The organism is Saccharopolyspora sp. NPDC045941 (assembly GCF_056431445.1).
In genome coordinates this window covers 147,981-161,275 of record NZ_JBWKKU010000013.1, presented here as the reverse complement: position 1 = coordinate 161,275, position 13,295 = coordinate 147,981, and the positions used below count along the sequence as shown (strand labels likewise).

Annotated in this window: 14 protein-coding genes; 5 read left to right on the top strand and 9 right to left on the bottom strand. The window is 72.3% G+C overall.

What is annotated here, in order from left to right:
• Positions 1-117 precede the first annotated feature (117 nt).
• Positions 118-492: a VOC family protein gene (locus AC07FN_RS13350; protein ID WP_478395848.1), complete on the bottom strand. Its 375-nt coding sequence runs from the start codon at positions 490-492 to the stop codon at positions 118-120.
• A 250-nt stretch (positions 493-742) separates the two neighbouring features.
• Here AC07FN_RS13350 and AC07FN_RS13345 point away from each other — a divergent pair, with 250 nt between their 5' ends.
• On the top strand, positions 743-940 hold the full coding sequence (locus AC07FN_RS13345) for a hypothetical protein (protein ID WP_478395847.1): 198 nt from the start codon (positions 743-745) through the stop codon (positions 938-940).
• A gap of 131 nt (positions 941-1,071) precedes the next feature.
• Here AC07FN_RS13345 and AC07FN_RS13340 read toward each other — a convergent pair whose 3' ends face one another.
• The 3 genes from AC07FN_RS13340 to AC07FN_RS13330 all read right to left on the bottom strand — a co-directional run bounded on the left by AC07FN_RS13340 (position 1,072) and on the right by AC07FN_RS13330 (position 3,701).
• On the bottom strand, positions 1,072-2,238 hold the full coding sequence (locus tag AC07FN_RS13340) for a S8 family serine peptidase (RefSeq protein ID WP_478395846.1): 1,167 nt from the start codon (positions 2,236-2,238) through the stop codon (positions 1,072-1,074).
• Complete coding sequence (locus tag AC07FN_RS13335) at positions 2,235-2,894, bottom strand: sensor histidine kinase (protein ID WP_478395845.1); 660 nt, start codon at positions 2,892-2,894, stop codon at positions 2,235-2,237. Before AC07FN_RS13335 ends, AC07FN_RS13340 begins: the two co-directional genes overlap by 4 nt.
• A 147-nt stretch (positions 2,895-3,041) precedes the next feature.
• Positions 3,042-3,701 carry a response regulator transcription factor gene (locus AC07FN_RS13330; protein ID WP_452618511.1) on the bottom strand — a complete coding sequence of 220 codons (660 nt, stop codon included), beginning with the start codon at positions 3,699-3,701 and terminating at the stop codon, positions 3,042-3,044.
• A 160-nt stretch (positions 3,702-3,861) separates the two neighbouring features.
• Here AC07FN_RS13330 and AC07FN_RS13325 point away from each other — a divergent pair, with 160 nt between their 5' ends.
• Positions 3,862-4,095 carry a hypothetical protein gene (locus tag AC07FN_RS13325; protein WP_478395844.1) on the top strand — a complete coding sequence of 78 codons (234 nt, stop codon included), beginning with the start codon at positions 3,862-3,864 and terminating at the stop codon, positions 4,093-4,095.
• 92 nt (positions 4,096-4,187) lie between these two features.
• Here the strand turns inward: AC07FN_RS13325 and AC07FN_RS13320 are convergent, their stop codons facing one another.
• The 4 genes from AC07FN_RS13320 to AC07FN_RS13305 form a co-directional block, all read right to left on the bottom strand.
• The gene (locus tag AC07FN_RS13320) at positions 4,188-4,826 is read right to left on the bottom strand and encodes a DNA-binding response regulator (protein ID WP_132484124.1); all 639 of its coding nucleotides are present in this window, start codon (positions 4,824-4,826) and stop codon (positions 4,188-4,190) included.
• 70 nt (positions 4,827-4,896) lie between these two features.
• Positions 4,897-7,134 carry a sensor histidine kinase gene (locus AC07FN_RS13315; RefSeq protein ID WP_478395843.1) on the bottom strand — a complete coding sequence of 746 codons (2,238 nt, stop codon included), beginning with the start codon at positions 7,132-7,134 and terminating at the stop codon, positions 4,897-4,899.
• The gene (eccB, locus tag AC07FN_RS13310) at positions 7,134-8,516 is read right to left on the bottom strand and encodes a type VII secretion protein EccB (protein WP_478395842.1); all 1,383 of its coding nucleotides are present in this window, start codon (positions 8,514-8,516) and stop codon (positions 7,134-7,136) included. Before eccB ends, AC07FN_RS13315 begins: the two co-directional genes overlap by 1 nt.
• Positions 8,517-8,664: 148 nt before the next feature.
• Entirely contained in the window at positions 8,665-9,213 is a 549-nt protein-coding gene (locus AC07FN_RS13305; RefSeq protein ID WP_478395841.1) for a TetR/AcrR family transcriptional regulator, read from the bottom strand.
• A 66-nt stretch (positions 9,214-9,279) separates the two neighbouring features.
• On the opposite strand from AC07FN_RS13305, the gene AC07FN_RS13300 reads away from it, so the two are divergent.
• The 3 genes from AC07FN_RS13300 (at position 9,280) to AC07FN_RS13290 (ending at position 11,940) form a co-directional block, all read left to right on the top strand.
• Entirely contained in the window at positions 9,280-10,773 is a 1,494-nt protein-coding gene (locus tag AC07FN_RS13300) for an MFS transporter (protein WP_478395840.1), read from the top strand.
• Between the two features lie 242 nt (positions 10,774-11,015).
• Positions 11,016-11,660: a class I SAM-dependent DNA methyltransferase gene (locus AC07FN_RS13295; RefSeq protein WP_478395867.1), complete on the top strand. Its 645-nt coding sequence runs from the start codon at positions 11,016-11,018 to the stop codon at positions 11,658-11,660.
• Between the two features lie 103 nt (positions 11,661-11,763).
• Entirely contained in the window at positions 11,764-11,940 is a 177-nt protein-coding gene (locus AC07FN_RS13290) for a hypothetical protein (protein ID WP_478395839.1), read from the top strand.
• Between the two features lie 118 nt (positions 11,941-12,058).
• On the opposite strand, the gene AC07FN_RS13285 is transcribed toward AC07FN_RS13290, so the two are convergent.
• Positions 12,059-13,291 (bottom strand): cytochrome P450, encoded by a 1,233-nt coding sequence (locus AC07FN_RS13285; protein ID WP_478395838.1) that lies wholly within the window; start codon positions 13,289-13,291, stop codon positions 12,059-12,061.
• Between the last annotated feature and the right edge of the window lie 4 nt (positions 13,292-13,295).

The following is a 13,295-nucleotide window of genomic DNA, read 5'->3' as shown; positions in this document are numbered from 1 at the left end:
GACCCCCGAGGGGAGAGAGCCCCCCCCTTTTTGTGGGTTCCCTTCCCTCTTCTTCTTTTCTTTGTTGGTGGGTGGGTCCCTCCCCCTCCCCCCCCCCCCCCCCCCCCCCCGACCCCGCTACGCCTCCGCCCAGACGCCGAGTTCGTTCCCGCTCGGGTCGGTGAAGTGGAACCGGCGCCCGCCGGGGAACTCGTACGGCCCGTTCACCACCCGGCCGCCGGCGGCCTGCACCGCCTCCGCGGACCGGTCCAGGTCCGTCGAGAAGAGCAGCACCAGCGGCCCGCCCGCTCGCACCTCCTGGTCGGTGCGCAGGCCGCCGACCTCGGGTGCGGAGTCGTCCTGCGAGGCCCGGATGCCGGCGTAAGCCGGGCCGTAGTCGTTGAACCGCCAGCCGAACGCTTCGGAGTAGAAGCGCTTGGCGGCGTCGAGATCGGTGACCGTGAGCTCCACGTAGTCGATGGCGTGGTGCCGGTGCGGAGATGACTGGGACATGCCCCGCATTGTGCCCCGGGGCTATGACATCGCGCCTCGAGCGCTCGACAGCCGTGCACGACGTCGGCGGGATGGAAGGTGCATCACTCCGGCCGTGGAACGGGCGTTCGTCTCGCGGCCCCTGCCCTCCCCAGGCGAAGGACTCTACCGTTCGACCGTCGCGACGCTTAGCGTGAAACCCGTACGAGCAGGGGAGCGGGGAGCTGTGAATGGGACAGTTATCCGCTGGGGGGCGGGGCACGAACTTCTGATGCAGATCGAACGGACCCCCACCGGCACCTGGCGAGTCACCTTCCGCGTGCCGGGGCGTGCCGAGGTGATCGTCGCGTACGACACCGAGAAGGAACTGCGTCGCGACCTCGCAGCCTTGCTCGATGGGACTGCGGAACCGCCGTTCCGCGGGTGGCCCTTACCCCGCGAAGAGACACACCAAGACCAAGACGAGTGAGCCCCCCGCTCGATCACGAACACCTGGCGCTCGCCGCCCCAGGTCAGGTCAACGCCTTGGGTCGCTATCGCAGCACAAAAGACTCACGGCCCTGTGACCAGCGGAAACATCGGTCCGGTCGGGAATGCGGCTCAGGGGGAGCGGCGGGAGCCCGGGCGCCAGCCGCGGGCTTTGCCGAGCCGGATGGTCGTTCGCGCGACGACGGCGAGAGCGGCGGCGGCGACGCCCAGCAGCGCGAGCCAACCCGGGAGTGGCTCGTGGTCGGGCAGCGGCGCCGGGCCCGCGGCCGGACGCACGGTCGCCACCGGCGGCGCCGGGGCGTTCGGGAGCTGAAGCGCGGAAGGATCGTCGGGCAGCTCCGCGGCCACGGCGGCCCCGACGTTCAGCACGCCCCACCCCAGCCGGGGGTCGTGCCCGTTCGGCGGGTGACTGGCGGTCCGGGCGAGCCGTTCGGCGACCTGCTCGGCGCTCAGCCCCGGCCGGTAGGAGCGCACCAGCACCGCCGCGCCCGCGACGTACGCCGCCGAGAACGCCGGGCCGTCCACGCCCCAGCGGTGCCCGAGCCCGCCGCGGACCCCGGCGGAGAGGCCGGTCAGGTCCGTGCCGGGGGCGGCGATCGAGAGGTGCGGGCCCGATTCGTCCTGCACCGCCGCGCCGGACGGGTCGAGCGCGCCGACCGCCACGACGCCGGGCAGTCCGGTCGGGTAGGACAGCGTCCCGGGCTCGTCGCCCACCGCAGGCGACACGACCAGCGCGTTGCCGGCCAGGGCATCCCGCACCGCGTCCTCCAGCGCCGGGCTCGTGCGCGGCGCCGGCACGGCCACCAGGATGACCGTGGCGCCCGCGTCCACGGCCCGCCGGATCGCGCCGGCCAGCGCGTCCGGGTCGGGATCGCCGCCGCCGGAGCGGGTTTCGGTGTACCGGATCCCGAGCAGGCGGGCGCCCGGCGCCATGCCGGCGAAGGCCGTCGCCGGGTCGGGCCGCGCGCCGACGATGCCCGCGGCGAAGGTGCCGCGCCCGTCGCAGTCCCCGAGATCGGAGCCCGGCACCACCTGTCCCGGCCCGAACTGGTCGTTGCTCGCGTCGATCCCGGTGCCGACGACCGCGAGCAGCTGCCCGGTTCCGTCGGAGACCGGCCAGGTCCCAGATGCGTCGGTGAGCCGCTGCGCCCACCCCATCGCCTCCCGGTACACACCGGCGGGAGCGGCGCACTGCGCGGAGGCGGCCGGCGCGCCGATGAGCAGGCCGGCCCCGAGCGCCGCGCAGACCGCCGCGGCCAGCGGCGCCCCGCGCGTCATGACTGCGGAACCCACAGCGTGACCTGGGTTCCCCAGCCGGGGCGGGATTCGACGCGGGCGGAGCCGCCGACCTCCGCCATCCTGGCCGAAATCGACTCCCTGATGCCGAATCCGGCTTCCCTGCCCGCCATGTCGAAGCCGGACCCGTGATCGCGGACGACCACTGCGATCCCGCGGTCGCGCTCCTCGACGCGCACGACGGCGCGATCGGTCCCGCTGTGCTTCTGCGTGTTCCGCAGCGCTTCCCGGACGGCGTCGCGCATCGCGGTGCGCCGATGGACCGGGAGCGTGTCGTCCACGTCCCCCCGGATCAGTTCGGCGTGCAGCCGGTGGCGCGCCAGATCCGCCGCCAGCGCCACCAGATCGGGTTCGAGCCGCGCGCGCCCCGCCTCGGTGCGGGCCGTCATGTCCCGCCGCACCAACGCGGCCTGCTCCTTGGCGGCCTGGCGCAGCTCGGCGAGCCGGGCCGGCGCGGCGGCCGCATCCGACGGGGCGGCCAGCGCCAGCGCCTCCAGCGTCGGCAGGACGGTGTCGTGCAGGTACCGGGTCATGACGGCCCGCTCCCGCCTTCGCCCGCGCCGGTACCCGGCGTGGTGCGCGAGCCGGACGCTGATGGTCAGCATCGCCATCAAGCAGATCGTGGACGCGAGGATCATCACGCGCTTCTCCCGACGTCAGGGCCTGTTCCCAGGCTCACCTTGCGCGGCGGTGCGGACTCCGTCCTCCGCAATTTCCATTGAAATCGAACCTTCGATTTCAATGGAAATTGCGGATCCGCGCGACCGCACCGCCGCATTCCCCTCTCAGGCCGGCATCCGGTCGGGCGCCGGGCAGGTGACGAAGCCGTTTTCGATCGCGTAGGCGGTGAGCGCGGGACGCCGCCGCAGTCCCGTCTTGTCCCTGATCCGGTCCAAGTAGGACCGGACCGTGCGGATGCTGATGCGCAGGCCCATCGCGATGTCCTGGTCGCGTTCGCCGGCGGCGAGCCTGCTGAGCACCTCGGCCTCGCGGTGCGAGAGCTCGATGCGCGCGCCGGCGTTGCGCTCCCGCGAAGTGTCCAGCACGACCGCCGCCAGCTTCGGGGCGACGTGGCTGCGCCCGGCCGCGATCTCCCGGATCGCCGCCAGGATCTCCTCGCCCTCGGCGTCCTTGCAGAGGAAGCCCCGGGCCCCGGCCAGCATCGCGCCGACCACCTCGGTGCGGTCGGCCATCGCCGAGACGACGAGCACCGGGTGGCCGCGGCGCACGAGTTCCATCACGGCCGCCGCGCCCCGCACCCCGGGCAGCCCGAGGTCGAGCACGACGATGCTCCCGGCGCACCGGCTGCGGGCCGCGAACTGCGCGACCGATTCGGCGACCGCGTCCACTTCGACGTCCGGCGCGTCGGCGAGCATCCGGGCCACCGCCGCGCGGTACAGCGGGTGGTCCTCCACCACCCCGACTCGAATCCGCTTGGTCTCCACCGATTCCTCCCGATTGGATCTCCGCGGAGGACGTTAGCGAGGTCCGCTCGCGCGCGGTGGGGGCCGTTCGTACCCCATTTCCGGGCAGCCCGTCTGTCAGGGCGGCCCCTTCGATGCCGCCGCCACGTGCCGGTCGCCCTCGATGGTCATCCTGTGCTCGATGTCGGGGTTGTGGCAGCTCGTAGATGGTGACGGGGATGTCGTGGCCGGTGAGCTCGCCGGCGATGAGCGGCTCGATGCGGTCCCAGCGGGCTCCGGCCAGGCCGGTGCCGATGCGGGGCATGTGGATGCTCGCGGCGAGGTGTCGCAGGCATCGGCGCACTGCGTCGTAGCGAATGGGCGGGCCGGAGCTCCGGCTGGTCCTGATGCCTTGCTGGCCGATCATGTTGGCTGATCCAGGTGTCGGGTGCGAGCTGGACGAGTCGGGTTGCTCCGAGCTCGAAGTCGTTGCGGCCTCATGCCATCGCCGTGACGGGCGCAACGGGATCAGAGTTCGTCGGCGCGCACCAGGCCGTCCTGGATCGCGCGGGCGACCAGCGCGGCCTTGGTCGGGGCCTCCCGGCCGACGTTGGCGTACTTGATCCGCACCCGCTCCAGGCAGGAGTTGACCCGGTGCACCGTCAGGTTGAGCCGCCGCGCCACCATTTCCTTCGACTCGCAGTGGAACCACTCCAGCAGCACCTCGGTCTCCCGGGGCGACAGCCGGGGCCGGTTCGGCCGGTCGTCGGTGCCGAACGCGCCGGACAGGGACGGCGGCAGGTACGGCGTGTTGCTCGCCGCGGCCTGCACGGCGGCGACCAGGTGGTCCTCGCCCTCCGCCTTCGTCAGGTACGTGAAGGCGCCGATGTCCAGGCAGGTCAACACGGTTTCCCGGTCGGCCCGCATGCTGTAGATCACCACCGGGCGGCCGGCGTCCACCAGCCGCTTGAGGTCGCCGTAGGCGGGGCCGGTGATGTCCAGCTGCAGGTCGAAGATCACCACGTCGGCGGTGGCACCGGGATCCAGCCACGCGACCGACACCGCCGGGCCCGAATCGAGCACCTTGATCGGCGGGTCGGCCAGCGAGCACCAGGCCCGCACGCCGGCGACCACCGCGGGATGATCGTCTACCACCACGACCGTGATCAACTCCAACCTCCGCTGCGCGATGTCGTGTCATTGCTGGGAATCCCGCCTCGGCGGGCGGGGGAGGACGTCATGTCGGGAGGCTCCACTTCGCCTCGATCCAGACCCGGCCGCCGTCCACCACCGTCGAGGTGACCACGTCGCCGTCGGACCGGGGTTCGGCGAGCACCGGTTCGACGGCCGCGGCCACGAGGCTGACCGTGACGGCGTCGCCGGAGCCGGCCACCGTCACCCGCACCGTGCCGGTGGCGGTGGCCAGGGCGGTGACCGCGGGCTCGGTGAGCTTGCGCCGCACCTCCCTGGGGATCGCCGGGCGCTTGCCGTACTCGGCGAAGCGCACCGAAACCCCTTGTCGCTCGGCCAGTTCTATGCAGGCCCGGAGCTCGTGCAGCAGCGGATCAGGGGTGGAGGCGTCCTCGGCGAACAGGCGGCGCATCTTCGCCGCCTCCACCGAGCACCGCCGGCGGACCGACACGTCGCCCGGGTCGAGGGCGCCCGAGCCCAGGCCGTCGAGCAGCGGAACGGTCGTGCCTTCCAGGTCGGCGTAGCGGTTCTTGCGGTCCTGGTGCAGCTGCCGCGCCACTTCTTCGGCGGTCCGCAGCTGCTCCTCCTCCCTGGCCGCCCGGGCCGAGGACACCGCGAGCCCGCGCAGCACCGCGGCGATCAAACCCACCGCGGTCTGGTAGCTGAGGATCAGCACGGTCGCGTTCACCGCGTCGGAGAACGAGGTCGCGGCGTTCCCGGCGAGCCCGACCTGCACGAAGGTCATCACGTACTGGGCGACGAGCGTCAGGGTGAAGGTCGGGATCCGGCAGTCGAGCAGGAGCAGCGCCACCGTCCAGCCCGCGTCCCCTTCGGACCAGTGTGCAAAGCCGAGCAGGTGCTCGGGCTGCACCGACGCGGTCCCGGCCGCGGACAACGCGAACACCAGCGCCAGCAGCGGCCAGCGCCACCGGCCGACCGGCCGCTGCCTGCGCAGGCCGACCAGCACGACCAGGGTCACCGCGAGGAACCCGGCGAAGGCGAGGAACTGGGTGGGCGCGGAGCGGTAGCCGTCCAGGTTCGACAGCAGCTTCGGCAGGTCGAGCAGGCACAGGATGACGAGGTTCATCACCACCACGGCCCACTGCATGCCCTGCTGGAACTTCGTGGCGATGATCTCGGCGTCGCCCCCGGCGTCCTCCGCCGCCCCGAGCGGGCACGTCATCCGCACCCGGGTTCCGCCGCCGGGGCTGCTGATCACCTGCGCGCTCCCGCCCGTCCGGCGCATCCGCTCCACGAGCGAGCCGGTCACGCCGTAGCGGTGGCCGGAGATCCGGTCCGGGTCGAATCCGCGCCCGGCGTCCACGACCTCCACGACGACGCTGTCGCCGTGCTGCGCGACGGCCACGTCGGCCCGGTCGACCCCGGCGTGCCGGACGACGTTGGTCAGCGCTTCCCGCGTGCCGTGGCAGAGCGCGGCCGCTTCCACCGCGGGCACCACCAGCTCGTCGGGCGCGGTCAGCCGGACCCGCAGCGGTGTCCTGGTGATGGTCTCCCGCAGCATGCCGACGAGATCGACCTCGCCATCGGACACCTCGGACCGGCCGCGGATCACCTCCAGGTCCCGTTTCGCCTGTTCCGCAAGCCAGATCTGCCGCTCGGCCACCACCCCGGCGCCGACCATCAGCAGCGTGGCCGACGCGGTGTCGTGCAGGGACGCGAGGTGCTCGCGCTCGTCGGTGCGCCGCGCCTCGGCGACCGCCGACCGGCGGCGCACCCGCTCGCCGCGGGCGACGATCTGGTCGGCGGTCCGGGCGCCACGCCGGACCAGCAGGTAGAGCCCCCAGGACAGGCCGGCTTCCATGAACATCCACAGGTGGATCGGCGCGGCCGTCAGCCAGTGCTCGGGCAGCGAGAGCGCCGTCCCGGCCAGGTGCGCGGCGGTGATCACGGCGGTCGCCGCGCCCAACGCCCCCGCGCCGAGCTGCCAGGGATAGGCGACCACGGTGATCGCCGCGGCGACCCGGACCCAGCTGGTGCCCTCCGGGCTGGGCGCGGCGGGCGTCGTCCAGACCTGGGTGAGGCAGATCGCGCACATCACCAGCACGTCGACGGCGACCGGCCAGCGCATGGCAGAGCGGGACATCCGGGCGGCGTACCACGCGTTCCACGCGTTGAGCGCCAGCACGATGAAGATGGCCCAGCCGGGTTTCCGCTCGTTCTCCAGCACCAGCGAGGCCCCGCTCGCCACGGCGATCACGACGAAGCGCAGCCACACGGCGTAGCGGAGTCCCAGCCGGACGAGCCCGCGTTCCGCCGATCCCATCAGCCCGGGAACACCTGCCCGGCCAGTGTGGGGTCGAGCACGGCGCCGGTCGGGAACAGCGCGAGCACCGACGCGGGCACGCCGTGCGTCGGCCGGTTTCCGTAACCGAGCGCGGAAACCGCCTCGTCGCCCGGGATCGGGTACTTCATCCCCGCGTCGGTGATCAGGTACACCGCCCCGGCGGGCACGCCAGGGGCCGGTTCCTCGGCGACGACCGCGCCGGACCCGCCCGGCACGTACACCTCCGCGGCGGTGCCCGGCGTGGACGCGGTCACCGGAACGACTTTTTCCCCATCCCGCAAGGGAAGCGCCTGGCCGACCGTGACCCGCTCGCCGGTGGCGCACACCGTCGGCGCGCGGCCGGGCTTGACGGGCTCCGGGCGCCGGCCGGGGTAGCCGTCCTGGCGTTCCGGCGATCGCGGCACGCCGCCGATGTCGGCGGTGGCGACCTCCACCCGGTGCGGGCGCCCGCCGGGGTAGGCGGCGGTGTTCTCCGGCGCGCCGAGCAGCAGGTCCGCCTCGGTCTCGGTGATCACGGCCAGGCCGTCGCGCCGCACCAGGTAGTACTCGCCGACCTCGGACACCAGCACCTGCCCGACGGGACGGGTCTCGGACCCGACCCGGATGCCGGGCTTGCCCGCGTCCGGCACGGCGATGGTGGCCAGATCCCGGCCCGCCGGAAGGGTGTTCAGCCACGCCGGCGCCACCGGGACCTCCTCGGCCGCGGCGTAGCCGAGCGCGACCACGGCGCGCTCACCGCCCAGCCGGTACCGGTGCCCGCCGGTGACCAGGAAGCGCTCGCCGGACGGCAGGCGGGCCAGCAGCGCCTGCCCCTCGCGGAGTTCCGCGCCCGCGCCGCTCGGTCCTAACAGGACGGTGGTGATCGGGGCCTCGCCGCTAGGCCGGTCGGGCGCGACGCGGGTGCAGGCGGTCCAGGCGCCGGTCAGCAGGCGATCGCCGCCCGGCAGCGAATCCGGCGCGCCCGCGATGCCGACCGCGGCGCCGCGGGGCGCGCCGCTCAGCGCTTTTGCGGACACCGTCACGGTTTTGCCGCCGTCGCCGCCCGCGAGCAGCCGCGCCGAGGCGTAGTTGAGCGCCGGGTGCAGCAGGCCGTCCTGCCCGAGGACGAACCGGGTTCCGGTCTCCTTCTCGATGATCACCTGGCCGCCCTGGCGCCACGCCTCCGCGCGCGTCGGGGCGAGCAGGCCGATCACGCCGAACACGGCACCCACCAGCAGTGCGACCGCCAGGCCTAGCGCCGTGCCGAGGACGACCCGCTTGGCGGGCGCGACCGGATGGTTGGCGTCGGCGGAGACGAGCGCGGATACCAGTCGTCGGCGGAGGAACCGGTATGCCTGGATCTGATCCCGCTGCGTCCACACCGTGCGACCCCCGCATGGAATTCCCGACGAGCCAAATTGGTCGGGGTGGATCTTACTCAGCGGTACGATCTTCTGTATACGAACTGGGTAACACCCGCCAAGTTCTGAGCGACATACCCAAAACGCTTCTTCCCGGGAATGGCGGCGATCAGGCTCCGCGCGCCGCCGCGACCTGTTCGAAGATCCGGTCGAAGACCCGGCGCAGCAGATCCGGGTCGGGGTGCGGCAGGCCGGACAGCGCGCTCAGGTAGAGGCCGTCGCCGACCAGGCGGACGGTCTCGGCCAGCACCGGGTCGCCGATGTAGTCGGTGAGCAGTTCGGACCAGCGGTTGAAGACCCTGGCCAGCACCTCGGTGCCGTCGTCGGTGAGACCTTCGCCGCTGCGCAGGGCCGCGATCACCGACCAGTAGAGCGCCGCCTCCTCGTCCGACGCGGGCAGCGAGGTCTGCAGGAAGTACCGGACGACGTCCACGCCTTCCCGGGTGGCCTGGGCGAATTCGGCCTCGGCGTCCTCGTCGATCCGCCGCGTCAGCCCCTGGAGCATCGCCTGCTTGGAGCGGAAGTGGTAGAGCAGGCCGCCCTTGGACACGCCTGCCTCGGCGGCGACCGATTCGAGGGTCACCGCCGCGGTGCCCTGGCGGATCAGGATCCGCTGGAGCGCGTCGAGGATGCGGGCGCGGGTGCTGGTGGCTGCCATGGGTGGCACTGTACCGTCCGGACGGTTACTATACCGTCCAGACGGTACAGTCGAAACGAGTAGAAAATGTTAAAGCTGAATTCGCCTCAGATTTCCCGCACGCAGTGGACGGCGCTGGGCGCCCTCCTCCTCCCGGTTCTGTTGATCTCGGTCGACAACACGGTGCTGAGCTTCGCCCTCCCGCACATCAGCGAGGAGCTGCGGCCCACCGGCGGACAACTGCTGTGGATCGTCGACATCTACTCGCTGATGCTGGCCGGCCTGCTGGTGACGATGGGCACGCTCGGCGACCGGATCGGCCGCCGCAGGCTGCTGCTGATCGGCGCGACCGGCTTCGGCCTCGCCTCCGTGCTGGCGGCCTTCGCGCCCACCCCCGAACTGCTCATCGCGGCCCGCGCGCTGCTGGGCGTCGCCGGCGCGACGCTGATGCCCTCGACGCTGTCGCTGATCCGCAACATCTTCACCGACCCGCGCGCCCGGACCACCGCGATCGCGGCCTGGACCGCGACCTTCGCCGGCGGCTCCGCCTTCGGCCCGCTGCTCGGCGGGCTGCTGCTGGAGCACTTCTGGTGGGGCTCGGTGTTCCTGATCAACCTGCCGGTGATGGTCCTGCTGCTGATCGTCGGCCCGCTGGTGATCCCGGAGTCGCGCAACCCGGCGCCCGGCCGCTACGACCTGGCCAGCGCGGGCCTGTCGCTGCTGGCGATGCTGGCGCTGGTCCTCGGCATCAAGGAGTTCGCCGGCGGCGGCGCACTGGCGCTGCCCGCGGTGGCGGTCGCGGCGATCGCCGGTTACGCGTTCGTGCGCAGGCAGCGCAGGCTGGACGCCCCGATGCTGGACCTGGCCCTGTTCCGCAACCCGCGGTTCAGCGTCGCGGTCACCAGCAACCTGCTGGCGGTGTTCGTGATGGTCGGCGGGCTGTTCTTCATGACCCAGTACCTGCAACTCGTGCTGGGCATGAGCCCGCTGCGCGCGGGTCTCGCGCTGCTGCCGGGCATCGCGCTGTCGGTGCTCGGGTCGCTGGTGGCGGTCCGGCTGATCCGCCGGGTCCGGCTGGCCGAGCTGCTGGGCGCGGCGATCCTGGCGACCGCGTTCGGCTACCTGCTGATGGTGCTGCTGCCCGCGGAGGGCGGCACCTGGCTGGTGGTCGTGGCGTTCATGGTGGTCGGCCTCGGCGCGGGCATCACCGAGACGGCGACCAACGACACCATCATGAACAGCGTCGCCCCCGAGAACGCGGGCGCGGCCTCGGCGATCTCGGAGACCGGCTACGAGCTGGGCGCCGCGATGGGCACGGCGATCCTCGGCAGCGTGCTGACCGCGGCCTACCGCGGACGCGTCGACGTCGCGGGCGTCCCGGAATCCATAGTGGACACGGTACGGGACACGCTGGGCGGCGCGTTGTCGGCGGCGGCCGAGCTGCCGGTGGAGCAGGGCATCGCGCTGCGCGAGTCGGCGGCGCACGCCTTCACCTTCGGCGTGCACATCACCAGCGCGGTCGGCGCGGTGATCCTCGCCTACGCGGCGTTCCAAGCGTGGTGGGTCCTCGCCCGCCGCTGAGGACGACCGGAAGTCCAACGGTTCCGCAGTTTCTCATCCGTGGGTGATTCCCCGCCTATAAGCGAGGGGCTGCGTCCTCATCCCGTCGACCTCCCCGAGCGGACCGCAGCGTGCAGGCTCCGCTTCATCCCGGAGGACTGCCGGGGGTCTGGGGGCGGCGAGCATCCCAGCCGTCGTCCAGGGCGAGTTGGACGGGGTCGTCGTCGGCCGGTCGATGGTGATCATGGGCTAGCGTGCCGGCCATGACCACGGACGATTGGTTGGCCGACACCCGAACCTCGTACGACAGGGTCGCGGCCAGCTATGCGGACCAGGTGCGTGACGCCATCGCCGGTCACCAGTACCTTCGCGCGGCGCTGGCGTTGTTCGCCGACAGCGTGCGGGCCGCCGGCGGTGGGCCGGTCGCGGACGCCGGCTGCGGCCCCGGACATGTCACTGCTCACCTGCGCGATCTCGGTGTCGACGCCTTCGGTATCGATCTCTCCCCCAGGATGATCGAGGTGGCCCGGCGCGACCACCCCGGTCTGCGGTTCGAAGTGGGTTCGATGGCGGACCTGGAACTCCCAGCCGCGTCGGTGGCGGGCCTGCTCGCCTGGCAGTCATTGATCCACATCCCGGACGACGAGGTGCCGACAGTGTTCGGGCACTTCCACCGAGCATTGCGCCCAGGCGGACCGCTGCAGCTCCTGTTTCACGTCGGCGACCAGTCGCAGTTGAAGACAGCGGGCTATGGCGGTCACCCGATGAAGGTCCATGTCCACCGCCGCCAGCCGGACCAGGTGGCAACCTGGCTGCGCGACGCGGGATTCGAGGTCGAGGCCCACATGCTGCTTGACCCAGATGGGAAAGCTCCGCAAGCGGTTCTTTTCGCACGCCGCCCGTCCTAGGCGCGCTCCCGACGGCGCGCCGGTGCCTGACATGGGTGGCGGTTTCGCGCGAAAACGACGCCCGGGTTCCCGGGTCGGACCGCGCAGGTAGATCGGTTCGTACATGCAGGACAGCCTCGAACGGCTGTTGCCCGCAGGGGGAATCGTGAACAGCTCGGTGATCCTGCGGACCCGGAAGCGGGTGGGCTGGCTGATGCACCCGGACGGCCGCTGCACAGGTGAGGTCATCCAGCTGCCCGGCCCGCTGCCTGGAGAGCCCGAGGATGATCGTCCGAAGTAGACGGATCAGGGAAACCGGGGCGAAGCGGAGGAAGGAGAGTTCCGCCATGCGCCGCGGCATGAAATCGTTCAAGGCGCCCATTCCGCTTCGCCGGTGCAGGCGGCCATCGTCCGGTCCGTCAGGCGGCCAGGCCGTCGATCGTCACCGGCAGGTGGCGGGGGCCGCGGGGGATCGGGCTCGGCCGGTACGGCGGCGGGTCTTCGACCAGCCGCGGGTCGCGCAGTCTGCGGGCGAGTTCGGTCAGCGCGATCTGGGTTTCCAGCCGGGCGAGCGGCGCGCCGAAGCAGGCGTGCACGCCGAAGCCGAAGCCGAGGTGCTGGTTGTCCTCGCGCTTCGGGTCGAAGCGGTCCGGATCGCGGAAGCGCGCCGGATCCCGGTTGCCCGAGGCCAGCAGCAGCCACACCGGCGCCCCCTTGGGGATCACGCTGCCCGCGACCTCGACCTCGGTCAACGTCGTGCGCTGGGGCAGTATCTGCACCGGAGGCTCGTAGCGGAGCAGCTCCTCCACGGCGCGGGCCGCCGCCATCGGCTCGGTCCGCAGCAGTTCCAGCACGGCCGGTTTCCGCAGCATCGTGAGCATCCCGTTGGTGATCAGGTTGACGGTGGTCTCGTGGCCGGCGATCAGCAGCAGGACCGCGTTGGTGATCACCTCCAGCAGGGACATCCGCCCCTCCGGCCCCTCGTCGGTGATCCACGCGGACAGCATGTCGTCGCCCGGGTGGCGGCGGTGCTCCTCGATCAGCGCCGCCAGGTACTGCCCGAGTTCGAGGCGGCCCTGGCGCACCGCGTGCCGCTGCGCCTCCTGGTCCTCGGCCGGGCTGAGCCCGGCGACCACCACGTCGACCAGCCGCCGGAAGTGCGGCTCGTCCTCCCGCGGCACGCCCAGGAGCTGGCAGATCACCGCGACGGGGAAGGGGTAGGCGAAGTCGTCGACCACGTCGAAGCGGTCCCGGCCGTCGAGCCCGTCGATCAGCCCGGTCACGGTCCCGGCGAGGTCGCCGCGCATGTCGTGGATGCGCCGCGGGCTGTGCGGGGGACCGAACGGGCGCATCGCCAGGCGGCGCAGCCGGTCGTGCTCGGGCGGGTCCAGCCGGATGAAGCTGGGCGGCAGCATCCCCTCGTCGTCCGGTGTCGTGCCGACCAGCGGATCGGCGCCGGGGGCGAGGTTGCGGGCGTCGGAGCTGATCCGGGGGTCCTGCAGCAGGTTCCGGATCTCCCAGTAGGTGGTGACGAGGTGGATGCCGCTGTCGTCGCGCACCACCGGCGTGCCGCGGAGCTCGGTGTAGACCGGGTAGGGGTCGGCGCGGACGGCTTGGTCGGTGATCCGCCGCACGAGGCTGGTCGTGTGCATGGAC